Raw genomic sequence first — 23422 nt, 5'->3', positions numbered from 1 at the left:
GCAATAGACAGACCAATAGACAGACAAGGTAGGCCCGAATTGCGTCCCTGGATCGTGTGGGGCACCGGCCTGCTGTCCTATTTGGTGGCCGTGCTGGACCGAACCACCTTCGGAGTCTCGGGCCTCGACGCCGCCGATCGCTTCCACGCCGGTCCGAGCACGCTGTCGTCGTTCGTGATCGTGCAGTTGATCGTCTACGCCGCCATGCAGATTCCGGCCGGAGTGCTGCTGGACCGCTTCGGGCCCCGAGTGATGATCGCTACCGGCGTCCTTGTTCTCTCCGCTGCCCAATTGACGCTGTCGCTGACCCATTCGCTTGCCACCGCGGTCGGCGCGTACGGCGTCATCGGCCTGGGCGACTCGTTCATCTTCATCTCGGTCATCCGACTGCTGCCCAATTGGTTTGCGCCCAAGCGTGTTCCGCTGCTCACCCAGCTGACCGGCATCTGCGGCCAGTTCGGTCAGTTCCTCTCGGCGGTGCCGTTCCTGGCAATCCTGCTGCACGGCGGCTGGACGGCCGCCTACCTCTCGGCCGCGGGGCTCGGTCTGTTCGCCGGCATGCTGACACTCGCGGTGACCCGCGACGCCCCGCCGGGGGCGCCGGCTGCCGTGCACGCGCGGAGCTTTGGCGACGCGTTCGGTGAGATCAAAACGGTGTGGTCGCGGCCGGGGACCAAGGCGGGCTTTTTCACCCACATGGGCAACGCTTTCTCCCCCGGCGTGTTCGCACTGATGTGGGGGGTGCCCTATCTGACCACCGCGCAGGGTCTTTCGCGCGGTGTGGCGGGTGCGGCGCTGACGCTGTCGGTGCTGCCCTTCATCGTGGTGGGGCTCCTGGTCGGAACGATCTCGGGGCGCTGGCCGGGGCACCGGTCGCGTGTGGCGCTGACCATGATGGCGCTGATCGCGGTGACCTGGACGGTGCTGTTGGCGATGCCGCACCCCGCGCCGCATTGGTTGCTGGTGGTGCTGATCCTGGTGATCTCGGCGGGTCAGCCGGTATCGATGCTGGCCTTCGACTTCGCCCGCACCTACAACCCGCCAGCCGCGTTGGGCACCGCGCAAGGCATGGTCAACACCGGCGGCTTCATCGCCACCCTGCTCATCATGCAGGCGATGGGGATGGTTATCGCCATGGCTGGCGGCTATTCATTCGCGGCGTTCCGGCTGGCGTGGACGTTGCAGTACGTCGTTTGGGCGGTGGCCGCTGTCGGCGTGGTGATCTACGCACGCAAGGCCCGAGACTCCGAGACGTTCGGGGAAACGCCCATACCCGTGGCCGTGTCCGAGCGTTGAACTAATCAGCGCCCCGGTACACGTAGATAAGGATCCGGCAACTGCGGGCAATAGGCATCCCGAGCCGCGTTGATGATGGCGTGCGCTTCGGCGGGTGACACTTGCAGATTCGCGATGACCGAGACGGGCACCAGCCGGGGCGAATCGCTCAGCGCCACGCAGACCGAGTGGCCCTCCTGCACCATCAGACTGCGCAGCGGCTCACACTTGATACTGCCGCAGACCTGCTTGGCGTAGTCGGGGTGCAGCCCCTGTTGCTGCAGTTCGTCGAAGAACACCTGGTCTTGGTCGCTGGGGTCGGCCGACGCCGCGGGAGCGGACGCCAGGGCGACGCCCGCCAGCACCGCACTGAACACCGTTGCGACCAGCCGTCGGTTCATGATGCTGCACCAATCCAGTGGGGACTTCGATGTCCATTCTGGCACCGACGTGCGCTGATGACACGGGGAAATCAGGTCGAAATTGTGCGGGCGGAGGGACTCGAACCCTCACGCTCTTTCGAGCAATGGCACCTAAAGCCATCATGTCTGCCAATTCCATCACGCCCGCGGACGTACGAATCCTACCGGGCCAGCCGACCGAAAAATCTGTCGGTGTTCCGAACTACGTTGGGATACAACGGGCGGAAAGGCGGGACCATGCGACCCACCGAGGAGTTCGGCGCTGTACAGCGACTTATCGCGGCGGGCCTCAACGACTGTGCTATCGCACGACAGACCTCTATTCCTCGACGCACCGTTCGGGACTGGAGATGCCGGCCGCAAGTTTTGCGCCGCCAATCTTCCACTTCCTCGCATTGCGTCCACGACTTTGCCAGCCTGCCCCCGAACGGTTACAGCTATCTGCTCGGCCTCTACCTAGGTGACGGCTGCATCTCCCGGTACGGCCGAGTATGGCGTCTCAGAATCACTCTCGATGCCAAGTACCCGGACATCATCGAGCGGTGCAAGAGGACGATCGACGCAGTTACATCAGGGCAGCGTGCGGCAGCGTACTCGCGTTCCGACAATTGCGCCGAGGTCTACCTGTATTCCAAGCACTGGCCGTGTCTCTTCCCGCAGCACGTCCCGGCAAGAAGCACCACCGGCCGATCCGGCTGGAACCATGGCAGCGAGCCCTGGTCAACCAGGCAACCGAGGAATTCATCCGCGGCCTGATCGACAGCGACGGCTGCCGAGTGGTGGCCAACGACCGCGGCGTGCGCAGTGTGCGCTACCACTTCTCCAACCGGTCCGATGACATCCGCGGCCTGTACTGCGCTGCCCTGGATCGCCTCGGAATTCCATGGACGCAGAACAGCAGGTATGAGATCGCCGTCTACCGGAAGGCTGCTACCGCGCGGCTTGACGAGTTCGTCGGCCCGAAGTCCTGACGGCATTCCCGCCGACGCGCGGTACCGTCATGGGGTGTCCACTACACGGCGTCGGAGACCCGCACTGGTTGTGCTGGTGATCGTCGCTGCCAGCGCGTGCCTGTTGCTGGGCTGGTGGCAGTGGAGCCGGTTCCAAGAGGTCAACGGCACGTTCCAGAATCTCGGCTACGCGCTGCAGTGGCCGCTGTTCGCCTGGTTCTGCGTGTACGCCTACCGCAAGTTCGTCCGCTACGAAGAAGAGCCGCCCGAGCTGCACCCCGAAGACACGGTGACCGAGATACCCGCTGGGCTGCTGCCGGAGCGGCCCGCAGCCGCTGCCCCCACCGATGACCCCGCGATGCGGGAGTACAACGCCTATTTGGCCGAGCTCTCCGAGAACGACCGACAGAACAGGAACACCGCATGACCTCCTCCCCCGCCCAGGCCGCTCCCGCCGACAAGATCCGCAGCGCGCTGCTGCCCTACCGGGTGATGGCGTGGGCAACGGGTATCTGGCTGATCGCCCTGTGCTACGAGATCGTGATGCGCTACGTGGTCAAGGTGGACAACCCGCCGACCTGGATCGCCGTGGTCCACGGCTGGGTGTACTTCGCCTACTTGCTGGCCGCTTTCAACCTGGCGATCAAGGTCCGCTGGCCGCTCGGCAAGACCGTGGGGGTGCTGCTGTCGGGCACCATTCCCCTGCTCGGCATCATCGTCGAGCACTTCCAGTCCCGAAACATCAAGGCCCAGTTCAACCTCTGAGCCCGCGGCGGCGCTACGCCAGCGAGCGCAGCGCCGGCAGCAGCAACTCCAGCGCCCGGCCGCGGTGCGACGCGGCGTCCTTTTCGGCCGGGCTCAACTGCGCGGCGGTGCGGTCGGTGCCCGCCGGCACAAACACAGGGTCGTAGCCGAATCCGCCGTCGCCGTGCGGTTCTCGAGCGATGCTGCCGGCCCACTCGCCGCGCACCACCACCTCGCGCTCGGGACCGGTGCCCCATACCAGCGCGCACGCGGAGACGAACGCCGCGCCACGCCGCTCGTCGGGCACGTCGCTCAACTGCGCCAGCAACAGGGCGGTGTTGGCCGCGTCATTACCGTGACTGCCCGACCAGCGCGCCGAGAGCACCCCCGGCATGCCGTTGAGCGCCGCGACGGTCAGGCCCGAATCGTCTGCGACACAAGGTAATCCGGTGGCCGCGTAGCCGTCACGCGCTTTGGCCAGGGCGTTGCCCTCGAACGTCGCCGCGGTTTCCGGCGCTTCGGGATACGGCGGCACCTCATCGAGCGACACCAGTTGCACGCCCGAGACCCCGGCGTGCTCCAACACCCGGCTCAGTTCGGCCAGCTTCTTGCGGTTGCGGCTGGCGACCAACAGTTGCGTCACCGGCGCGGTCAGCTGCCGAACGCCTTCTTCGGCGCCGGCCCCTCCGGCAGCACGCCCGGATACGGCAACGCCAGCGCTTCGCGCTGCACCACGAACAACTTCTCGCAGGCGGCCAGCGCCGCGTCGAGCATCTTGTCCAGGGTCGAGCGCGGGAACGTCGCACCCTCACCGGTGCCTTGGATCTCCACCAGTGTTCCGGTGTCGGTGGCGACCACGTTCATGTCGACCTCGGCGCGCGAGTCCTCCTCATAGGGGAGGTCGACGCGGACCCGGCCGTCGACCACGCCGACGCTGACGGCCGAGATCGCGCACGACAACGGGCGGGGGTCCGACAACTTGCCGGCGGCCGACAGGTAGGTGACCGCATCGGCGAGCGCCACATAGGCGCCGGTGATCGCCGCGGTGCGGGTGCCGCCGTCGGCCTGCAGTACGTCGCAGTCGATCGCGATGGTGTTCTCCCCCAGCGCGGCCAGGTCGATGCAGGCACGCAGCGAGCGCCCCACCAGCCGGCTGATCTCCTGGGTGCGCCCGCCGACGCGGCCCTTGACCGATTCGCGGTCGGAGCGGGTGTGGGTGGCGGCAGGCAGCATGGCGTACTCGGCGGTCAGCCAACCGCGGCCGGAGCCCTTCCGCCAGCGCGGTACACCTTCGGTGACGCTGGCCGTGCACATGACCCGGGTGTTGCCGAATTCGACCAGAACCGATCCGGCCGGGTTGGCGGTAAAGCCGCGGGTGATGACGACCGGGCGCAGCTCGTCGTCGAGGCGACCGTCTTCTCGTTTGGACACGCGTTTCTCCTATGTCAAGCCGCTGCTTGTTGGCAGGGCTGAGTTCGGTTGTAGTGGTCGGTGTGGAGGCGCCCGAAGACGACGCGGCACAGGCGGCGTTTGAGGCAGCGCAGGGCTTCGCGGTTGGAGTCCCCGGCGTCGAGGCGTTTGCGATAGTAGGCCTGCCCGAGTCCGTCGAGGCGGATTTGAGTGATGGCGATGCGGTGCAGGGCGGCGTTGAGTTGGCGGTTGCCCGATCGGGTCATGCGGACGCGGCCGGCGGTGTTTCCCGACCACACCGGGATGGGCGCGGTTCCGGCGTGGCGGGCGAAGGCTGCCTCACTTTTGAACCGGGCGACCCCGGCGGTTTCACCGACGAGCTTGGCCGCAGTCAGCTCCCCGCAGCCCGGCAGCGCCAACAACGCCGGGCAGACGGCACGCACGCGTGCGCTGATCCGCTTGGCCAACTCGTTGATCGCCTCGGTGAGCCGGGTGATGTCGGTGAGCTCGTCACGGGCCAGCTCGGCGACCAGGCCGTCCATGGTGGCCAGCCAAGAGCCGAGGATGGTGCGGTGCTTGGGCAGATTCAGCGAACGAGCCTTAGGTGCGCGTTCGGGGTCGAGTTCGTGTACCCGCCACACCAATCGGTTGATCATTGCAGTCCGTTGCGCGACAAGGACTTCGCGGCGATCCACCAGCAGCTTCAGCTCCCGCGAGACTTCGTCATGGGAGGCGACCGGCAGATCCGGCTCGCGCAGAAATGCCCGGGCGACCGCCAGTGCGTCAATCGGGTCGGATTTGCCTCGAGTACGTGCCGAGGCACGAGTTTGGGCCATCAATTTCGGTGGCACCCGCACCACTTTCTGGTCAAAGCCCAGCAGGTCGCGCTCCAGCCGCGCCGATAGATGCCGACAGTCCTCGATCGCCCACACCACCTCAGCCCCGAAACGTTCCCGGGTCCACATCACTGCCTCGGCATGGCCGGAGGTGGTGGCTGTGACCACCTTCTCACCCACCTTGCGTCCCACTTCGTCGACCGCGACGCAGGTGTGGGTCCGCTTGTGTACATCGACTCCAACAACAACCATGGTGGTTGCCTCCATTCACTGTGAGGTGACGGTTGGGCCGGTCGGCGGACAAACCTCAGTCGGGGGCGATGCCACGCTCCTATCAAGTCACGCCGGCCGGTCCTTCACACCCGGTGCCGACAAAACGCGTGCACGCCAACCCAAAGGCGGCAGGCACCCTACGAGCCAGACACCAGATGATCAGGATCCAACTACCGCAACGCGGCACCTCACCCTGACACTGAGGATAACCCTAGCGGGGATCGCAAGAGCGGCGGAGCCGGGCGCAGCGGGTCACCGCCTAAAAGCACAGCGGGGATCGCAAGAGCGGCGGAGCCGGGCGCTGGGGGCACCTCCCGCTTGCGGGGGACGGTCGCCCGCCTCAGGCGGACGCGGCTTGCGTCGTCAGGTCGAGAAAGTCGGCGACGTCGAAGGCGCGCAAGATCCGGGCTTCGAAACGCCTGACACTCGTACGAGCTGGATCGTGCACGAGCCGTGGATCGGTCAGCGTCAGGTCCCGGCGTCTGGTGCGCAACCGGCAACCGCCCGCCGTGACAACATTCTTAACCCAGTCGGCATCGGCGCCGTACGTCAGGGCCACCCGGACTCCGGTAGCCGTCGGAAAAACGTTGACCGGGGTCTCATACATACGCCCAGAACGGCGGCCACGGTGCGTTATCACACCGAACCCTGGCGCCCAGGGAGCTATGTGGCGGGTAACCCGGTTCAGCCCGACCCGGTTCCATCGGGCAAGCGCTTTCGGGAAGGTCATCACTTCACTCCCTTCACTACCCCAGATGACGCGATCCCATGTTGCCGGTCCGGCACCCACGCGCTCACGCGCGGAATCCACCGGGGGACGTGGCGGCGGTACGCCTGGTACTCGGCGCCGAATCGCTTGACCAGATGGGGTTCTTCGACGAGGGGTATCGCGATGAGGACGGCGGCGCAGAAGACCGCAAACCAGCCGAGCAGCCACGGCGACGCCGCGAGCGCTGCGGCACCGAGTTGAAGGCAGAACACCGCCGTCATCATCGGGTTACGAACATGCCGGTAGGGACCGCGCACCACCAGGTTGACCGGCGTCCCCACCGCCAGCGCGCCCTCGCCGACACGGTCGAACAGCCACACCGTCCAGATCAGAAACCACAACCCGATACCGATGAGTGCGACGCCGCCGAGGATCCGCAGCAGGCCAGTCGCGGTGGCGGGGTCCGGTAACGCAGCCCCGGTGAACGCAAGGATCGCCGCGGGGATGAACAGCGTCATGGTGGCGGGCGCGATCAATACCGAGATCAGATGATTCGCCCACAGTGGTCGCTTCGACATTTCCAACTCCTTTCTTCAACACGCGTTCAAGATTGACCGTAGACCGCTGCGCGCTGATAGGTCAACAGGCGTTGAAGTAAGCTGCCTGTCGTGACGGAGCCTGGGCGCGCCGGTCGCTGGCGCAGCGGCCAGCAGAACAAGCAGCGCATCATTGAATCCGCGCGCGACCACTTCACGCGCCATGGCTACGAGCGGGCCACTGTGCGACGTATCGCTGCCGACGCCGGGGTGGATGTCGCGATGGTCTACTACTTCTTCGGCAACAAGGAAGGCCTGTTCAGCGCTTCGGTTCTCGATGTTCCGGAGCATCCGCTGCACCAATTGGCCGGACTGCTCGAGGAGAGCACCGACGATATCGGTACGCGACTGGTGCGGCATTTCTTCCAACGGTCCGACGAGGGCACGCTTTTCGATCCGCTGCTGACGGTATGGCGTTCTGCGGCCGTCCAACCGTTGGCACGCAGGCTGCTCCACGACACACTGGCCGGACCCGTCGCACACCGCGTAGCGGCCGCGTTCGGAGTGAAAGATGCGGTGCTACGTGTCGAATTCGTCGCGGCGCACATGGTGGGCCTGGCATTCGCGCGCTACCAGCTCAAGATCGAACCGCTGGCCTCGGCCGGAGTAGAGGATTTGGTGACCTGGATAGGACCGACCGTCCAGCGCTACCTCTGCGAGGAGCCAGACTGACTGATCCGGCCAGCGTCAGGACCGCTTGATGTCGAACGACTCGTCGCACACCACGGCGTGCACCGGACCGTCGAACTCCGCCTTGGCCTCCCCGATCACGTCCTCACGCGAGGTCCAGGGCGGGATGTGGGTCAGCAGCAGTTGTCCGACGCCCGCGGCCGCGGCGATGCGCCCGGCCTCGGTTCCCGACAGGTGCAGGTTGGGTGGGCGGTTGGCCTCGTGGGTCCACGACGCCTCGCACAAGAACACGTCGGCGCCGCGCGCCAACTCGATCACCGCATCGCAGAAGCCGGTGTCGGCGCTGTAGACCAGTGTCGCGCCGGACGGGTCGGTGATCCGCATCCCGTACGACTCGGTCGGATGCGACACCAGTCCGGGCTGCACACTGAGTTCTCCGAAGGTGACCGGCTCACCGTCTACCCAGGCGCGGACGTCGAAGATGTCGGTGATGTCGTCGATCTCGCCGCCGTAGGGCGACGACGCCGCGCCCATCCGCGACCAGGTATCACTGGGCCCATAGAGCAGGCCCTTGTCGAACGGCTTGATCGCCACTGACGGGTGATAGCGCCGCCAGACAAACAGTCCCGGCAGATCCAGGCAGTGGTCGGCATGCAAGTGCGACAACAGCACATGCACCGACCCCGGGTCGACATGGCGTTGCAGGGCTCCGAGGACCCCACCTCCGAAGTCGATTACCAGAGGCGGCGAGTCCGGCGCCTGCAACAGGTATCCCGATGCCGGCGAGTCCGGACCCACCACACTGCCGGAGCAGCCCAGCACGGTCAGTCGCACGTTCCCTACTGTGCCATGTTCGCCGCGAGCATGACGAAGACACCGGCGCTTTGCTCACTATTCGTCATCGAAATCACCGGCTAGTGCAATGGAGCGTGGCGGTGGACGGCTCCGACACCGGTGATGGCCGGTCCGAGAAATCGGGTAGCCAGGTCAGCAAACGCCTCTGGATCCCCGGTGGCCTCGAAGACCCGCGTTGCCGGGGCGGCCTCATGCGGGCGTAGCAAGTCACGCTCGGTGAGCACCCGCAGCAGTTCCTTGGCGGTCTCTTCGGCGCTGGACACCAGCGTCACCTGCTCACCCATCGCGAGCTGGATCAATCCCGACAACAGCGGGTAATGCGTGCAGCCCAACACCAGGGTGTCGACTCCGGCGCGTTGCAGCGGTTCCAGATAACCCTCGGCCAGTCCCAACACCTGTCGGCCACTGGTGATACCGCGCTCGACGAAGTCGACGAAGCGTGGGCACGCCACCGCGGTGATCTCGGTGTCACGGGCCGCAGCGAACGCATCCTGGTAGGCGTGACTGGCGATGGTCGCCTGCGTCCCGATCACCCCGATGCGGCCGTTGCGGGTGGTTGCTACCGCCCGGCGCACCGCCGGCAGGATCACCTCCACAACCGGCACGTCGTAGCGTTCCCGCGCGTCGCGCAGGCACGCCGCCGACGCGGTGTTGCAGGCGATCACCAACGCCTTGATACCGCGCGCCACCAGGTCGTCGCCGATGGCCAGGGCATGCGCACGAACCTCGGGGATGGTCAGGGGGCCGTAGGGGCCGTTGCCGGTGTCGCCGACGTAGATGATGTCCTCGTCAGGCAACTGGTCGATGATCGACCGGGCCACGGTCAGCCCGCCGACACCGGAGTCGAAGATTCCGATCGGGCTCACGCAGCCGCCCCCCGACGAAGTTTCCGGGTCTTACGTTCGGGAGCCGCCAGCCAATAGGCGGCCAACACCCCGGCCAGCGCCCCGCACAGGTGGCCCTGCCAAGACACCCCACCGCACACGTTCAACACCGGCACCGCTCCCCACAGAATTCCGCCGTAGAGGAACAGCACCACGACCCCGACCAGGATCTGCCAGATCCGGCGGGTGAACCACCCGAACACCACCAAAAAGGCCAGCCAACCGAAGATCAGGCCGGAGGCACCGATGTGGTCCGTCGGCCCGCACGACGACCCGACGTTGCCGATCAACCACGTCCCCAGTCCCCCGACGATCCACACGATCGCGGTGGCCAGCACAAACCGGGACAGCCCGGTCAACGTCAACAAAAAGCCCAGCACCAGCGCCGGGCCCGTGTTGGCCAGCAGATGCGCCCAGTTCGCGTGCAGCAGCGGGGCGAACAGCACCCCCCACAGGCCGTCGGTCTCCAACGGCCGAATGCCGTTGCGGTCCAGTTGGTGGCCGCCGACCTGATCCACGGCTTCGATCAGGTAAAGCAGTCCGACGAACGCGATGATGGTGGCCCCGCCGGTACGCCAGAGGGACTTCTCCTCGGGCCGCGGTGTAGGTGCGGTTCCCCCACGGGGAGTCACGCCCACCTCACGGCCTTCCCGAAAGGTCACCGGGTCGGTCGGCGAATGCGCCCGGCACGGTGCCTCGGTAGGTCGGGATTCCGGCCACCGGATCAGCACACAACAACCCCGACAGCACCGCCCGGGCCAGGCAGTCCGCCGCGGCGGCACCGACCTCGGCGATCAGGCCCGTCTCCGGGGACATCGCGGCCGGAGTTCCCGGCAGCGGCGGAACCTCGACGGTCCCGGTCGACAACGCGAACACCGTGTCGCCGTCCACCGGCGTGTGCGAGGGCCGGATGGTGCGGGCCAGCCCGTCCTGCGCGGCGATCGCCACCCGGCGGCAGCCGGCCGGGCTCAGCGCGGCATCAGTGGCCACCACGGCGATGGTGGTGTTGAGCGACACGGATTTGGGTTCCAGGCCGGCGAGGATCGCCAACTGTTCCGACGGCGGTGCCGTCAGCCCGAATTCTTCGATGAGCAGGGTCGACCAGGGCAACCCGGTGGTGGGGTCGATGAGTTCGCCGGTGGGGTTCACCACCACGATCGCACCCACGGTGACCACGTCGTCCCCGAGATCCAGCGTCATCGACGCGGTGCCCACGCCACCCTTGAAGACCCCGGCGCGGGCCCCGGCGCCGGCGCCGACGCTGCCCGAAGCCGGTTGTTGGCCGTCGGGTCCGGCGGCCGTGGCCGCGGCGGCGTAGCCGAATTCCGCGGTGGGGCGGCGATCCCAGCCGCCCACCGGCAGGTCGAAGATCACCGCGGCCGGCACGATCGGCACCACACCGCCGTCCAGTGCCACACCGCGGCCCTGCTCCTCCAACCAGGTCATTACGCCGTCGGCGGTCGCCAGTCCGTACGCGCTGCCACCGGAAAGCACCACCGCGTCCACCCAGCGCACACTGTTGGCCGGATCCAGCAGGTCGGTCTCGCGGGTGCCCGGTGCTCCACCGCGGCCGTCGACCGCACCGACCGTCCCGGGTGGCGCCAGCACGACGGTGACGCCGGTGGCCCAGCCGGACCCAAGTGTCGCGTCCGGATCGATCCGCTGGTGGTGGCCCACCCGGATGCCGGCGACATCGGTGATCGAACCCATGCCTGTCATCGTCTGGGCCTTCCCATCAGCGCGACCACCAGGAACTCCTGCAGCACGGTGAGCCACTGATACACGTTGAGCTGCCCAGCCATTGGATCACCCGCCGCCAACTGATCGGGGCCCTCGGGGCCGATCTTGAGCACGGCGCCCAGCGCGAGGCGGATGTCGTTGACCGCGGCGATCCAGGCGTTGGCCTGCTCCTCGGTCAACTCGAAACGGCCGCCCTGTTCGGGGACGGTGGCCAGCATTTGTTGCGCCGCGCCACGTTTGGCGTCGATGATCCCGGGTTCGTGCAGACTGCGCAGCGCCGCGTTCAGGCCGTCTGCGTCGACCGCGGAGCCGTCCTCATCACCTTCCGGGCGATAGAAATCCGGCAGCAGCCGGCGTGTCGTGGCGTCTTCGGGCGTTCGGGTGTTGCCGGTTCGTATCCCGGTGATCTGTTCAAGTTCGTCTGGCGGAGAAGCGGACTCCCGTGCGTCGAGCATCCCGACGATCGAGCCGACCAGATTCCGGAGCAGCGCCGCCTCGTGAAGGGCCAGCGCAGACCGGAAGCGGGGTCCGTCGTCGGTCTCGACCCGCTTCCATTTCTGCACGGTGAAGTCCGGTTCCCTTCGGTTGAGTCTTAGCGGTCCTGCTGCATGGTCGCCCACAAACCGGCGGCATGCAGCTTGGACACGTCGACCTCCATCGACTCACGGCTTCCCGCCGACACCACGGCCTTGCCCTCGTGGTGCACCTGCAGCATCAGCTTGGTCGCGTGCTGCTCGCTGTAGCCGAACAGCTTCTGAAAGATGTAGGTCACATAGGTCATCAGGTTGACCGGGTCGTCCCAGACGATGGTCACCCAGGGGGAAGCCGTGTCCTCGACCGGGTCGGCGTGCCGCTGTCCGGTGCCCTGCGGTTTCACCGGGGCGGACGTCGGTGCTGACGTGGCCATACCGGTCAGGATACCGAGCCGAGGTGGGGTGCAGTCCAGTCGATACGGTTGGCGGGTGACCCACTCGGCCCGGTGCGGCGGACTGCTCACCGACAAGTACGAGCTGACCATGCTCGCCGCGGCGCTGCGCGACGGCACGGCGGCTCGACGGGCCGGCTTTGAGATGTTCACCCGCCGCCTCCCCGAGGCGCGCCGTTATGGGGTGGTCGCCGGCACCGGCCGGTTTCTTCAGGCCCTGGCCGAGTTCACCTTCGACGACGCCGCGCTGAGTCTGCTCTCGGGGTTCCTGGATCGCCAGACCGTCAATTTCCTGGCGGATTTCCGCTTCCGCGGCGACATCGACGGCTACCCCGAAGGCGAGCTGTGTTTCGCCGGGTCGCCGGTGCTCAGCGTGCAGGGCAGCTTCGCCGAGTGTGTCGTGCTCGAGACGCTGCTGCTGTCGATCTTCAATCACGACACCGCGATCGCCTCGGCGGCCGCCCGCATGGTCAACGCCGCCGGCGGACGGCCCCTGATCGAGATGGGCTCACGCCGCACGCACGAGCAGGCCGCCGTGGCTGCGGCCCGGGCCGCCTACCTGGCGGGTTTCGCCGGAACCTCCAATCTGGAGGCGCACCGCCGTTTCGGAGTGCCGGTGCTGGGCACCAGCGCGCATGCCTTCACCCTGTTGCACACCGGGCCCGACGGCGAGCTGGCGGCGTTCCGCGCCCAGGTCGCCGCACAGGGCGTCGACACCACGCTGTTGGTGGACACCTATGACGTCACCACCGGGGTGGCCAATGCCGTCGCGGCGGCCGGGCCGGGGCTCGGCGCGGTGCGCATCGACTCCGGTGAGCTGGCAGTGTTGGCTCATCAGGTCCGCGACCAGCTGGACCGGCTGGGTGCCACCGGCACCAAGATCGTGGTCTCCGGCGACCTCGACGAGTACGGCATCGCGGCGCTGCGGGCCGCGCCGGTGGACAGCTATGGCGTCGGCACCGCGTTGGTGACCGGCTCAGGAGTGCCCGCGGCCGGGTTCGTCTACAAACTGGTCGAGGTGGACGGCAAGCCGGTGCACAAGCGCAGCACCGGCAAAGAGTCGCAGGGCGGACTCAAACAGGCGCTGCGGGTCGCCCGCGAAAGCGGCATCGCCGTCGAGGAGGTCATCTACCCGGCCGGTCGCCCGCCGGCGGTGGACGCGCGTGCCCGGACATTGACGGTTCCGTTGGTACGCGGCGGTGACGTGGTGACCGAGACCGGGGCGACGGCGCTGGCCGCGGCGCGCGAGCGCGTGGTGGCCGGGCTGCACAGCCTGCCGTGGGAGGGGCTGAAACTCGCGCACGGCGAGCCGGCGATCCCCACGCGGCTGGTCCCCGGCGGCGCCTGAGCGCGGTCCTATTTGCCGTTGCGTTCCCGGTGCTTGCACCCGGGCCAACAGCACGGGCGGCGCATGCCTTCTTCGAGCTCCTCGCGCGTGCGGCGGATCCGTCGCTCGCGGGTCGCCTGCTGCTTGGCGTCTTCGACCCAGCAGATGAACTCGTTGCGCGCCAAGGGCGTAATGTCCAGCCACGCCTCAAGTGCCGTGGGGCTGACCAACAGTCCGTCCCGCAGGTCATCCGGTAGTTCGTGCACTGCGCCGCCTGGCAATCGCTGGCTGCTCATCGCCTCAGGGTAGCGGCCGCCGGCGGGAAAATGGGTGGGGCGCGGACGCCGGTGTCGCTACCGTGCGAAAGCATGGATATCGACGCGACCGCGTTCAGCCAGCACTGGGTGCAGGCGTGGAATAACCACGACGTGGACGCGGTGCTGGCGCACTTCCACGACGACGTGGTGTTCACCTCCCCGGTGGCCGCCCAGCTGTATCCCGAGACCGCAGGCGTGATCCGCGGCAAGGCCGCGCTGCGCCACTACTGGTCCGGCGCGCTGCAGCGCATGCCGGATCTGCATTTCGTGGTCGAAGACGTTTACCGGGGCATCGACACCATCGTGATCAACTACCGCAACCAGAACGGCGGGCTCGTCAATGAGGTCCTGCGATTCGGCGGTGACGGCTTGGTCATCGAGGGACACGGAACCTATCTGGTGGCCCGCTCGGCCGCCACGACCTGACGGATGAGCATGTAGATCCCAAAGCGGGCTACCGTGTGCACACCATGGCTGACCCGTCCGTATCCGAGCTGCTCGCCGCCGCGGTAGCCGCACTGGGCGGCAGTGAACGCGAGGGTCAGGTCCGTATGGCCGAGGCGGTAGCGCGCTGCTTCGACACCGGCGAGCACCTGGCGGTCCAGGCCGGCACCGGTACCGGCAAGTCGCTGGCCTACCTGGTTCCGGCGATCGCGCGGGCGTTGACCGACGAGAACCCCGTCGTGGTGTCGACCGCGACCATCGCGTTGCAGCGCCAACTCGTCGACCGTGACCTGCCGCGCCTGGCCGGCGCCCTGGAAAAAGTGCTCCCCCGGCGACCCACTTTCGCACTGCTCAAGGGTCGGCGGAATTACCTGTGCCTGAACAAGATCCACACCGGAATAGCCGAGGAATCCGACGACGAGCCGCAGGCCGAGCTGTTCGATCCGTTCGCGGCAAGCGCCTTGGGCCGCGACGTACAGCGGCTGACCGCGTGGGCTGAAGACACCGACACCGGTGATCGCGACGACCTCAAACCCGGTGTACCGGAACGGTCCTGGTCTCAAGTCAGCGTCTCAGCGCGGGAATGTGTGGGCGCCGTGCGCTGCCAATACGGCACCGACTGCTTCGCCGAGCGGGCCCGAGCCGTCGCTTCCGAGGCCGACGTCGTCGTCACCAACCATGCCCTGTTGGCCATCGACGCCATCTCCGACACCACCGTGTTGCCCGAGCATCGCCTGCTGGTGATCGACGAGGCGCACGAACTCGCCGACCGGGTGACCTCAGTGGCCACCGCCGAGCTGAGCGCGACCATGCTCAGCGTCGCGGTGCGCCGTGTTGGCCGGCTGGTCTCCCCCGAGCTGGTCCAGCGCCTCGATGCCGCATCGCTGACGTTCGGCTCGGCGATCCACGACGGCACCCCCGGCCGGATGGATCACCTCGACGAGGAGCTGGCCACCTATCTGGCCGCCCTGCGTGATGCCGCCGGGGCGGCCCGCGCAGCCATCGACACCACACCCGCCGATCCCAAAGCCGCTGCCGCGCGCAAGGAGTCGGTCGCCGCGCTGACCGAGATCGCCGACACCGCGTCCCGGATCCTGACCTCGTTCGAGCCGGCCATCCCCGACCGCTACGACGTGGTCTGGCTCAGCCACGAAGACAATCGGGGCTCGGTGCGGGCCGTGCTGCGGGTGGCACCACTGTCGGTCGCCGGCCTGCTGCGCGAGCGGCTGTTCGCCCGTGCGACCACGGTGCTGACCTCGGCAACGCTGACGGTCGGCGGGTCCTTCGACGCCATGGCCGGCGACTGGGGTCTGCGGCGCGGCGAAGATCCCCAGGCCGCGCGCTGGCGTGGCCTTGACGTCGGCTCACCTTTTGCGCACGCCAAGTCGGGCATCCTCTACATCGCGGCGCACCTGCCGCCACCCGGGCGCGAAGGCACCGGCACGGCCGAACAACTCGACGAGATCACCGCACTGATCACCGCGGCCGGCGGTCGAACCCTGGGCTTGTTCTCGTCGATGCGAGCGGCACGAGCCGCGGCCGACGCGATGCGCGAGCGCCTCGACACACCGGTGCTGTGCCAGGGCGACGACACCACCGGCGCGCTGGTCGAGCAGTTCGCCGACGACGCCGCGACCTCGCTGTTCGGCACGCTGTCGCTGTGGCAGGGCGTCGACGTCCCGGGACCGTCGCTGTCGCTGGTGCTCATCGACCGCATCCCGTTCCCGCGACCCGATGATCCGCTGCTGACCGCCCGGCAGCGCGCCATCACCGCGCGCGGCGGCAACGGCTTCATGGCAGTGGCCGCCAACCACGCCGCCCTGCTGCTGGCCCAAGGCGCCGGCAGGCTGCTGCGCGGAAACGACGACCGGGGCGTGGTGGCGGTGCTCGACTCCCGGATGGCCACCGCCCGTTACGCCGGATACCTGCGGGCCTCGCTACCGCCGTTCTGGGGCACCACCGACACAGCGAAGGTGCAGCTGGCGCTGAAGCGGCTGCGCGGCGCCTGAGCCCACTATCGTGGTACCCCATGCGCCCTGCCCGCCGACGGCACCGTGTTAATGCGGTTCTGGTCACCGCCTGCACACTGGTGTTATTGCTGAGCGGATGTGCCCGCATGCTCGACGGGCAACCCGTGTCGGTGTTCGCCGACCCGTTCCGGGTAGGCGGTCTGCAGGCCGTCGACGGCCCCACCGGGCTGCGCCCTGACGCCCCGCCACCGACCCGGGAGGTCGACGGCACCGACGGCGGGCGGATCGACCAACTCGCCGCTCAGTCGGTCAGCGACCTCGAGGCGTTCTGGACCACGACCTATCCCAACACCTTCGACGGCGAGTTCAAGCCGGCGAAGTCACTGCTGTCCTGGGATCCGGCGCAACTGCGCGGAAAGTTCTGTGACAGCAGGACTTTCCTGCTGGTCAACGCGGCCTACTGCTATCTGGACAACACCATCGGCTGGGATCGTCGGCTGCTGCTGCCCGCCTTGCGCAGCGCCTATGGCGACATGGCCATCACCATGGTGCTCGCCCACGAGTACGGCCACGCGATTGCCCGCACCGCCGGCATCACCAAGCGGCGCCAGACCCCGACACTGGTGGCCGAGCAGCAAGCCGACTGCCTGGCGGGTGTCTACCTGCGCTGGGTGGCCCAAGGGGATTCCCCGCGCTTCACACTGAGCACCGGCGACGGGCTCAACGGCGTGTTGGCCGCGATGCTGGCGCTGCGTGATCCGTTGCTCGGTCCCGACGAGTCGATCGGCGGCAACGAACACGGTTCGGCCTTCGAGCGGATCTCGGCATTCCAGTTCGGGTTCACCGACGGCGCCGGCTCGTGTAATGCCATCGACGCCAAGGAGATCGAGCAGCGGCGCGGCGAACTGCCGGTTCAGCTGCAACAGAACGAGACCGGCGAGGTGCCGGTCAGCGAGGAGTCGGTGCGGTTGGTCATCGACGCGATGAACATCGCGTTCACGCCCGCCCAGCCACCGAAACTCACCTTCGACGCCGCGACCGCTTCGTCGTGCTCGGACGCTCGCCCCAGCCCGCCGGCCTCCTATTGCCCGGCGACCAACACCATCGCGGTGGACCTGCCGGCCCTGCAGACCATGGGCACCCCCAGCAAGGACCAGAAGTTGGCGACGCTGTCCGGTGACAACACCGCCTATTCGGCGCTGATCTCGCGGTACCTGCAGCGCGTGCAGATCGAACACGGCGGCCTGGTGCTCGACAACGCCGCGGCCGCGCTGCGCACCGCATGCCTGACCGGGGTGGCCACCACCCGGCTGTCTCAGGGCGTCACCACCTCCAACGGCGGCAGGATCGCACTGACCGCGGGTGATCTGGACGAGGCGGTCGCCGGGCTGCTGACCAACGGTCTGGCCGCCGGCGACATCAACGGCGAATCGGTGCCGGCCGGCTTCTCGCGCATCGACGCCTACCGCACCGGGGTGCTCGGCGACTTCGATCGCTGCCTGGCCCGCTTCCCGTGAGGATTGCCACCGCCTGAGGTTTGCTAGGGGGCCGCGGAGCAAAAAGAAGGCTGCTTCGTAATAGTTGCTTTCTGACTGTTTACTGCCAGCCCGCTTGGTGGATAAAATCACCCTCACACCAGGCACGCCTCAGAATCACCTGCGGCCCTGGGCGGAGGTGCGCGATGACGACACGTCGAAGCCGAAGGGCCGACAGCAAGCGCTCGCAACATCGCCGACATCGGACTCGCACCGTCGCTGGAGTGTTCGCCGCAGCCGGGCTCGGCCCGATGCTGACCGCGCCCCAGGCGGGAGCGGACTTCGACTGGTTGTTTGACCTGTTCGGCTCGCTGGACCCATCCACGACCGTCGTCGACCCGACGCAGAACTGGGGGGACCTGGGCGCCTGGCTGGATTCGATCGCCTGGGCCGACCCCACGTCCTGGGCCATCAGCACCGGACCCGAGGCAGCACTCGCCAACGCCCTCGACAGTGGTGGATGGTTCGAGCAGTACTTCTACACCCCGATCCACGGCGCGATCGACAACTGGATCAACAGCCCCGAGGGCACACAGGTCGCCGACTGGGTCAACACCTGGTCCGGCCAGTTCCTCATCGGTGACGGCGCCGCCGGAACCGCTGAGCACCCCGACGGCGGCGACGGCGGCTGGCTGTTCGGCGACGGCGGCGACGGCTACTACGGCGGCAACGGCGGCAATGCCGGCTGGCTGATCGGCAACGGCGGAAATGCCGGCGGAGGCCCCGGTCCGTCAGCGGAGATCAGCGCGGTCGAATACCTGGCTCCGATCAACGGAACAGCGGGACAAGCGGGCAATGCCGCGTTCCTGTTCGGCAACGGGGGCAACGGCGGCGACGGCACGGACGGAATCGACGGGGGCGATGGCGGCGCCGGTGGAGCCGGCGGGGCCGGCGGAATCTTCTGGGGCAACGGCGGAAACGGCGGGAACGGCGGCGATGCCACGGCAGCGGGGTGGGGCGGCGCCGGTGGTGTGGGCGGCGCGGGTGGGCTCTGGTTCAGCAACGGCGGCAATGGTGGCAACGGCGGAAACGGGGGCAGCGGGGCCAACGGCGGCGATGGTGGCGCGGGGCCCGCGGCCCAGGCCGGCGAAGCGGGCCACGACGGTCAGTCCGGTGGATTCGGCGGCGTCGGCGGCAACGGCGGCGCCGGCGGACTCTTCTTCGGCAACGGGGGTAACGGCGGGGCCGGCGGCAGCGGCGGCGATGGCGGCAACGGGGGTAACGGCGGTGCGGGTGGCTTCGGTCCCAGTGTCGCCGGGAACGGCGGACAGGGCGGGGCCGGCGGATACGGGGGTTGGGGCGCGCGCGGTGGGCTTTCCGGCGCGAGCGGGCTCTTCGGAACCGGCGGAGCGGTCGGCAACGCCGGTGCGGGCGGCAATGCCGGCGACGGGGGCAACGGCGGCAAGGGCGGCGACACCGGTGCGGGTGGCCACGCCGGATCGGGTGGCAATGCCGGCGACGGCGGCCAAGGCGGAGGCACCTCGTTCGGCTGGGCCAGCCCGTCTGATCCGATCCGGTTCGGCGTTGCCGGCGCCGGCGGTGACGGCGGCAACGGCGGAAGCGGCGGCAACGCCGGTGCCGGCGGCTGGGGCGGCACCGGCGGCACTGGTGGCTGGGGCGGCGAAGGCGGCGCGGGCCATAACGGTGGGGATGCCGGAAACGGCGGCAACGGCGGAAGCGGCGGCAACGCCGGCGATGGTGGCAACGCCGGAGATGGAGGCAGCGGCGGCTTCGGCTTCCTGGGCGGCGACTACCACGGGAACACCGACGGCGTCAGCGTCCCGGTCGGCAGCGTCGGCAACGGTGGCAGCGGTGGGGCCGGTGGCAACGGGGGCAATGCGGACGGCGCCGGCAACGCCGGAAACGGCGGCGACGGCGGCCGCGGGCTTGCTGCCGGGGCCGGCGCCCCGGGCATTCCGGACGGCCGTGGCGGCGACGGCGGCAACGCCGGCAACGGTGGCAGTGCCGGTGACTCCGGCACTGCCGGCAACGGCGGCGAGGGTGGCGCCAGCCTCCTGGGCGGCCTGCACGCCGGCCACGGTGGTGACGGTGGCAGTGCTGGAGTGGGCGGCCACGCCGGCAACGGGGGCAACGGCGGCGACAGCATGAGTGGCGCCGGCGGTGACGGCGGCAAGGGCGGCAACGCCGGAGCCCACGGGGATGCCGGGTGGGGCGGCTACGGCGGTGCCGGCGGCGCCCAGCAGCCGGCCAATGGCGTTGGGGGCGCCGGCGGCAACGGCGGCAACGGCGGATCGGTTGACGGCTTCACCGGCGGTAAGGGCGGCACGGGGGGTGCCGGCGGCAGCATCTTCCACGAGTATGCCGATGGCACCGGCTACTACGGCGGCGGAGGCGGCGGCGGAGCAGGCGCCCCCGGCAGCACCGCCGGCAACGGCGGCGATGGTGGCAACGGCGGCCAGGGCGGTTGGGGCACCACCGCCACCAGCGGCGGCCGGGGCGGGGCCGGCGGCTATGCCGGCGCCGACGGCGGCGCCGGGGGCAATGGCGGCGATGGCGGTCACGTCTATGGCGGAAACGGCGGAAACGGCGGAAACGGTGGCACCGGAGCGGGCGGCGACGGCGGTCGCGGAGGCAACGGCGGCAACGGCGATGCCACCGCCGATGTCAACAACGGCGGTGGCGGCGACGGAGGCAATGGCGGCAACGGCGGCAACGGCACCGCCGGCGGAACCGGCGGCAATGGCGGCCACGGCATCAATTGGGGCTACGGCGGCGACGGCGGGCAGGGCGGCAACGGCGGAACCGTGGGCCCGAACGGCAACGGCGCCGGCGGTACTGGCGGCAACGGTGGGAACGGCACCGCTGAGCAGTACACCGGCGGCAACGGTGGCGCGGGCGGCAACGGCGGCGCAGATGGGACTCCCGGCACCCCTGGAACCGCCGGCCAGAACCGCCCGTGAGCCCGGCGGGCCCCCGGCCTCAAGCCAACGTCACCAGTCCCAGTTCGGCATCGCCGGACAGCAACGGATGGCACGGCAGCACCCGCACGGTGTAGCCCACCGACCCGGCCACCGGTAGCCGACTGGTCGTGGAGAAGACTTCCGTTCCGTCCGCATCGGTGTGGGCGTGCGACATCGCCACGGTAACCGGATCCAGCAGGGTGTCACCGGAATCCACTCGGCCCAGCACCGCCTGCACGGCCACCTCGTCCGGCCGCAACCCGGCCAGGCGCACCGAGGCGGTCAGCGTCAACTCCGAGCCCAGCCAGGGTGCATCCGGCAGGCCGGTGCTGTCGACGTCGGTGATCTGGATGTGCGGCCAGGCCGCTTCGGCCCGACGCCGGTAGTCGGCCAATTGACGTGCCGCACCGAAGGGCACCCCGTCGATCGGCTCACAGGTGCGCCGCAACGACTGCGCGGCCGGGGCATAACACTGCTCCACGTAGTCATGCACCATCCGCGACGCCAGCACTTTCGGCCCCAGCGTCTGCAGGGTGTGATGCACCATCTCCATCCAACGCGGCGGCACGCCCCGGTCGTCGCGCTCGTAGAACTTCGGCACCACCGATGACGCCAGCAGGTCGTAGAGCGCCGCGGCCTCCAGATCGTCGCGCCGATTCTCGTCGGCGACCCCGTCCGCAGTGGGAATCGCCCAGCCGTTCTGCCCGTCGAACCACTCGTCCCACCAGCCGTCGCGAATCGACAGGTTCAGCCCGCCGTTGAGCGCGCTCTTCATTCCCGAGGTGCCGCAGGCCTCCAACGGGCGCAACGGATTGTTCAGCCAGACATCGCATCCCGAGTACAGACGCCGTGCCATCGACATGTCGTAGTCGGGCAGGAACGCAATGCGATGCCGCACTTCCGGGCGGTCGGCAAACCGCACCACCTGCTGAATCAGTGCCTTGCCGTCTTCGTCGGCCGGATGGGACTTGCCGGCGACGATCAGCTGGACGGGGCACTGCTCGTCAAGGAGCAGCTGCTCCAATCGATCGGGATCACGCAGCATCAACGTCAACCGCTTGTACGTCGGCACCCGCCGGGCGAAGCCGATGGTCAGCACGTCAGGGTCGAATGCCGTAGCGATCCAGCCCAACTCGGCCTCCGAAGAACCGCGTTCCAGCCCGGACTTAAGCAACCGCAACCGGACCTCGTCGACGAGCAGTGCCCGCAGCTGCGAGCGGATGGACCACAACGTCACCGGGTCGACCTGCTGCAGACGTTGCCAGGCCGCGGGCTCGCTGAACGAGTCGGGCGCGGCCACGTCGCGGCTGAGCTGCAGCCATGGCGGCGCCGCCCAGCTCGGCGCGTGCACGCCGTTGGTGATCGAGCCGATCGGCACCTCGCCGCCGTCGAACCCGGGCCACAGGTCGTTGAACATGACCCGGCTGACCCGCCCGTGCAGCCGCGAAACACCATTGGCGCGCTGCGCCAGCCGCAGCCCCATGTGGGCCATATTGAACATGCCGGGATCGTGTTCGTCTCCCTGCTCCATGCCAAGTTCCATGATCCGCTCGGTGGGCACCCCGGCGACCAGAGCATCACCGCTGTCGTCGAAATAGCGGCGCACCATGTCCGCGGGAAACCGGTCGATTCCGGCCGGCACCGGGGTGTGCGTGGTGAACACCGTCGCCGAACGGACCACGGCCAGCGCGGTGTCGAAATCCAGGCCCTGCTCGGCGATCAGCTCACGGATGCGTTCGACGCCGAGGAAGCCCGCGTGCCCCTCGTTCATGTGAAAGACCTCCGGAGCGGGCATGCCCTGCAACCGGGTGAATTCGCGGATGGCCCGCACACCGCCGATCCCAGCCAGGATCTCCTGACGGATCCGATGCTCCTGGTCGCCGCCGTACAACCGGTCAGTGATTCCGCGCAGTTGGTGGGGATTCTCACCGATGTCGGAATCCAGCAGCAACAGCGGCACTCGGCCCACCTGCGCGACCCAGATCCGGGCCCGCAACCGCCCGGCGCCGGGCAACGCCACATCGATCAGCACCGGGTGGGCGTCGGTATCGACCAGCAGCCGCAGCGGCAGCCCCTGAGGATCCAGTGCCGGATAGGTTTCGCGCTGCCAGCCGTCGGCGGTCAACGCCTGACGGAAATACCCGGACCGGTAGTACAGCCCCACCGCGATCAGCGGCACACCCAGATCCGACGCCGACTTCAGGTGATCCCCCGCCAGGATCCCCAGGCCGCCTGAGTAGTTGGGCAGAGCTTCGGCGACGCCGAATTCCATCGAGAAGTAAGCGACCGCCGTCGGCAGCGCCGCGCCGCCGTCCTGCTGATGCTGATACCACCGCGGGCTGGTCAGATACGCCGAGAGATCGGCGGCCAGCGCATCGAGCCGGGCGGTGAACTCCTGGTCGGTGGCCAGCTCTTCGAGCCGCGCGGGACTGACCGCCCCGAGCAGCGCTACCGGGTCGCGCCCACTCCCGTCCCACAATTCGGGGTCGATGGCGGCGAAGAGCTCCTGCGTCGGCTGCTCCCACGACCAGCGCAGGTTCATCGACAGCTGCTCAAGTGCCAGCAGCCGCTCGGGAAGGTGGGCGCGAACGGTGAACCGGCGGAGGGCCTTCACGCCTCACTACCTTACCGAAGCGGAGCCTGCCGAACAGACCTGACG

The 23422-nt window shown here is 68.5% G+C and carries 24 protein-coding genes and 1 tRNA gene; 10 read left to right on the top strand and 15 right to left on the bottom strand.

Features of this window, described 5'->3' with window-relative positions; translation table 11 throughout:
• Positions 1–39: 39 nt before the first annotated feature.
• Complete coding sequence (locus MJO54_RS07520) at positions 40–1296, top strand: MFS transporter (RefSeq protein WP_046286050.1); 1257 nt, start codon at positions 40–42, stop codon at positions 1294–1296.
• A gap of 5 nt (positions 1297–1301) precedes the next feature.
• Here the strand turns inward: MJO54_RS07520 and MJO54_RS07515 are convergent, their stop codons facing one another.
• The gene (locus MJO54_RS07515; RefSeq protein ID WP_046286051.1) at positions 1302–1676 is read right to left on the bottom strand and encodes a DUF732 domain-containing protein; all 375 of its coding nucleotides are present in this window, start codon (positions 1674–1676) and stop codon (positions 1302–1304) included.
• Between the two features lie 85 nt (positions 1677–1761).
• A tRNA-Leu gene (locus MJO54_RS07510) sits at positions 1762–1845 on the bottom strand.
• Between the two features lie 496 nt (positions 1846–2341).
• Between MJO54_RS07510 and MJO54_RS07505 the strand changes: the two genes are divergently transcribed.
• Genes MJO54_RS07505 through MJO54_RS07495 form a run of 3 tightly spaced genes read left to right on the top strand, consistent with a single transcriptional unit; the run spans position 2342 to position 3412 of the window.
• Positions 2342–2668 (top strand): LAGLIDADG family homing endonuclease, encoded by a 327-nt coding sequence (locus tag MJO54_RS07505; RefSeq protein WP_239652161.1) that lies wholly within the window; start codon positions 2342–2344, stop codon positions 2666–2668.
• A 34-nt stretch (positions 2669–2702) separates the two neighbouring features.
• Positions 2703–3074 (top strand): hypothetical protein, encoded by a 372-nt coding sequence (locus MJO54_RS07500; protein WP_064890254.1) that lies wholly within the window; start codon positions 2703–2705, stop codon positions 3072–3074.
• Positions 3071–3412 carry a DUF3817 domain-containing protein gene (locus tag MJO54_RS07495; RefSeq protein ID WP_046286053.1) on the top strand — a complete coding sequence of 114 codons (342 nt, stop codon included), beginning with the start codon at positions 3071–3073 and terminating at the stop codon, positions 3410–3412. Before MJO54_RS07500 ends, MJO54_RS07495 begins: the two co-directional genes overlap by 4 nt.
• Positions 3413–3425: 13 nt before the next feature.
• On the opposite strand, the gene MJO54_RS07490 is transcribed toward MJO54_RS07495, so the two are convergent.
• From MJO54_RS07490 to MJO54_RS07470, 5 genes are all read right to left on the bottom strand, one after another.
• Positions 3426–4046, bottom strand: coding sequence for a non-canonical purine NTP pyrophosphatase (locus tag MJO54_RS07490; RefSeq protein ID WP_174549731.1), 621 nt, complete (start codon positions 4044–4046; stop codon positions 3426–3428).
• The gene (gene rph, locus MJO54_RS07485) at positions 4043–4822 is read right to left on the bottom strand and encodes a ribonuclease PH (RefSeq protein ID WP_024443478.1); all 780 of its coding nucleotides are present in this window, start codon (positions 4820–4822) and stop codon (positions 4043–4045) included. Before rph ends, MJO54_RS07490 begins: the two co-directional genes overlap by 4 nt.
• A gap of 14 nt (positions 4823–4836) precedes the next feature.
• Complete coding sequence (locus MJO54_RS07480) at positions 4837–5904, bottom strand: IS110 family RNA-guided transposase (RefSeq protein ID WP_207543225.1); 1068 nt, start codon at positions 5902–5904, stop codon at positions 4837–4839.
• Positions 5905–6250: 346 nt separating this feature from the next.
• Positions 6251–6640, bottom strand: coding sequence for a nitroreductase family deazaflavin-dependent oxidoreductase (locus MJO54_RS07475; protein WP_046286174.1), 390 nt, complete (start codon positions 6638–6640; stop codon positions 6251–6253).
• A complete protein-coding gene (locus MJO54_RS07470; RefSeq protein ID WP_046286175.1) occupies positions 6640–7197 on the bottom strand; it encodes a methyltransferase family protein in 558 nt (185 codons plus the stop codon). Before MJO54_RS07470 ends, MJO54_RS07475 begins: the two co-directional genes overlap by 1 nt.
• Positions 7198–7287: 90 nt before the next feature.
• Between MJO54_RS07470 and MJO54_RS07465 the strand changes: the two genes are divergently transcribed.
• A complete protein-coding gene (locus tag MJO54_RS07465; protein ID WP_046286176.1) occupies positions 7288–7887 on the top strand; it encodes a TetR/AcrR family transcriptional regulator in 600 nt (199 codons plus the stop codon).
• Between the two features lie 15 nt (positions 7888–7902).
• Here MJO54_RS07465 and MJO54_RS07460 read toward each other — a convergent pair whose 3' ends face one another.
• The 6 genes from MJO54_RS07460 to clpS all read right to left on the bottom strand — a co-directional run bounded on the left by MJO54_RS07460 (position 7903) and on the right by clpS (position 12231).
• Positions 7903–8679: a cyclic nucleotide-degrading phosphodiesterase gene (locus MJO54_RS07460; RefSeq protein ID WP_046286177.1), complete on the bottom strand. Its 777-nt coding sequence runs from the start codon at positions 8677–8679 to the stop codon at positions 7903–7905.
• An 80-nt stretch (positions 8680–8759) separates the two neighbouring features.
• Positions 8760–9566 (bottom strand): glutamate racemase, encoded by an 807-nt coding sequence (murI, locus tag MJO54_RS07455; RefSeq protein ID WP_046286178.1) that lies wholly within the window; start codon positions 9564–9566, stop codon positions 8760–8762.
• Positions 9563–10222: a rhomboid family intramembrane serine protease gene (locus tag MJO54_RS07450; RefSeq protein WP_046286179.1), complete on the bottom strand. Its 660-nt coding sequence runs from the start codon at positions 10220–10222 to the stop codon at positions 9563–9565. The genes murI and MJO54_RS07450 overlap by 4 nt, the downstream gene beginning before the upstream one ends.
• A 1-nt stretch (position 10223) precedes the next feature.
• A complete protein-coding gene (locus MJO54_RS07445) occupies positions 10224–11294 on the bottom strand; it encodes a P1 family peptidase (protein ID WP_046286180.1) in 1071 nt (356 codons plus the stop codon).
• Positions 11295–11299: 5 nt separating this feature from the next.
• Positions 11300–11887 carry an oxidative stress transcriptional regulator AosR gene (gene aosR, locus MJO54_RS07440; RefSeq protein ID WP_046286181.1) on the bottom strand — a complete coding sequence of 196 codons (588 nt, stop codon included), beginning with the start codon at positions 11885–11887 and terminating at the stop codon, positions 11300–11302.
• 29 nt (positions 11888–11916) lie between these two features.
• Complete coding sequence (gene clpS / locus MJO54_RS07435) at positions 11917–12231, bottom strand: ATP-dependent Clp protease adapter ClpS (protein WP_046286182.1); 315 nt, start codon at positions 12229–12231, stop codon at positions 11917–11919.
• A gap of 55 nt (positions 12232–12286) precedes the next feature.
• Between clpS and MJO54_RS07430 the strand changes: the two genes are divergently transcribed.
• Complete coding sequence (locus MJO54_RS07430; RefSeq protein WP_082108401.1) at positions 12287–13597, top strand: nicotinate phosphoribosyltransferase; 1311 nt, start codon at positions 12287–12289, stop codon at positions 13595–13597.
• Positions 13598–13605: 8 nt separating this feature from the next.
• Here MJO54_RS07430 and MJO54_RS07425 read toward each other — a convergent pair whose 3' ends face one another.
• A complete protein-coding gene (locus MJO54_RS07425) occupies positions 13606–13872 on the bottom strand; it encodes a YdeI/OmpD-associated family protein (RefSeq protein WP_046286183.1) in 267 nt (88 codons plus the stop codon).
• A gap of 72 nt (positions 13873–13944) precedes the next feature.
• Here MJO54_RS07425 and MJO54_RS07420 point away from each other — a divergent pair, with 72 nt between their 5' ends.
• The 4 genes from MJO54_RS07420 to MJO54_RS07400 all read left to right on the top strand — a co-directional run bounded on the left by MJO54_RS07420 (position 13945) and on the right by MJO54_RS07400 (position 20763).
• A complete protein-coding gene (locus MJO54_RS07420; RefSeq protein ID WP_046286184.1) occupies positions 13945–14319 on the top strand; it encodes a nuclear transport factor 2 family protein in 375 nt (124 codons plus the stop codon).
• A gap of 44 nt (positions 14320–14363) precedes the next feature.
• On the top strand, positions 14364–16346 hold the full coding sequence (locus tag MJO54_RS07415) for an ATP-dependent DNA helicase (protein WP_046286187.1): 1983 nt from the start codon (positions 14364–14366) through the stop codon (positions 16344–16346).
• 20 nt (positions 16347–16366) lie between these two features.
• Positions 16367–17824, top strand: a complete 1458-nt coding sequence (locus tag MJO54_RS07410) for a neutral zinc metallopeptidase (protein ID WP_046286185.1) — start codon at positions 16367–16369, stop codon at positions 17822–17824.
• 242 nt (positions 17825–18066) lie between these two features.
• Positions 18067–20763, top strand: coding sequence for a hypothetical protein (locus MJO54_RS07400; RefSeq protein ID WP_275564493.1), 2697 nt, complete (start codon positions 18067–18069; stop codon positions 20761–20763).
• A gap of 19 nt (positions 20764–20782) precedes the next feature.
• Here MJO54_RS07400 and glgP read toward each other — a convergent pair whose 3' ends face one another.
• Complete coding sequence (gene glgP, locus MJO54_RS07395; protein ID WP_046285635.1) at positions 20783–23377, bottom strand: alpha-glucan family phosphorylase; 2595 nt, start codon at positions 23375–23377, stop codon at positions 20783–20785.
• Positions 23378–23422 lie beyond the last annotated feature (45 nt).

Origin of the sequence: Mycolicibacter virginiensis (genome assembly GCF_022374935.2) — a bacterium.
GTDB classification, from domain to species: domain Bacteria; phylum Actinomycetota; class Actinomycetes; order Mycobacteriales; family Mycobacteriaceae; genus Mycobacterium; species Mycobacterium virginiense.
Note: the sequence above shows the minus strand (reverse complement) of the source record. Positions and strands in the feature narration are given on the sequence as shown.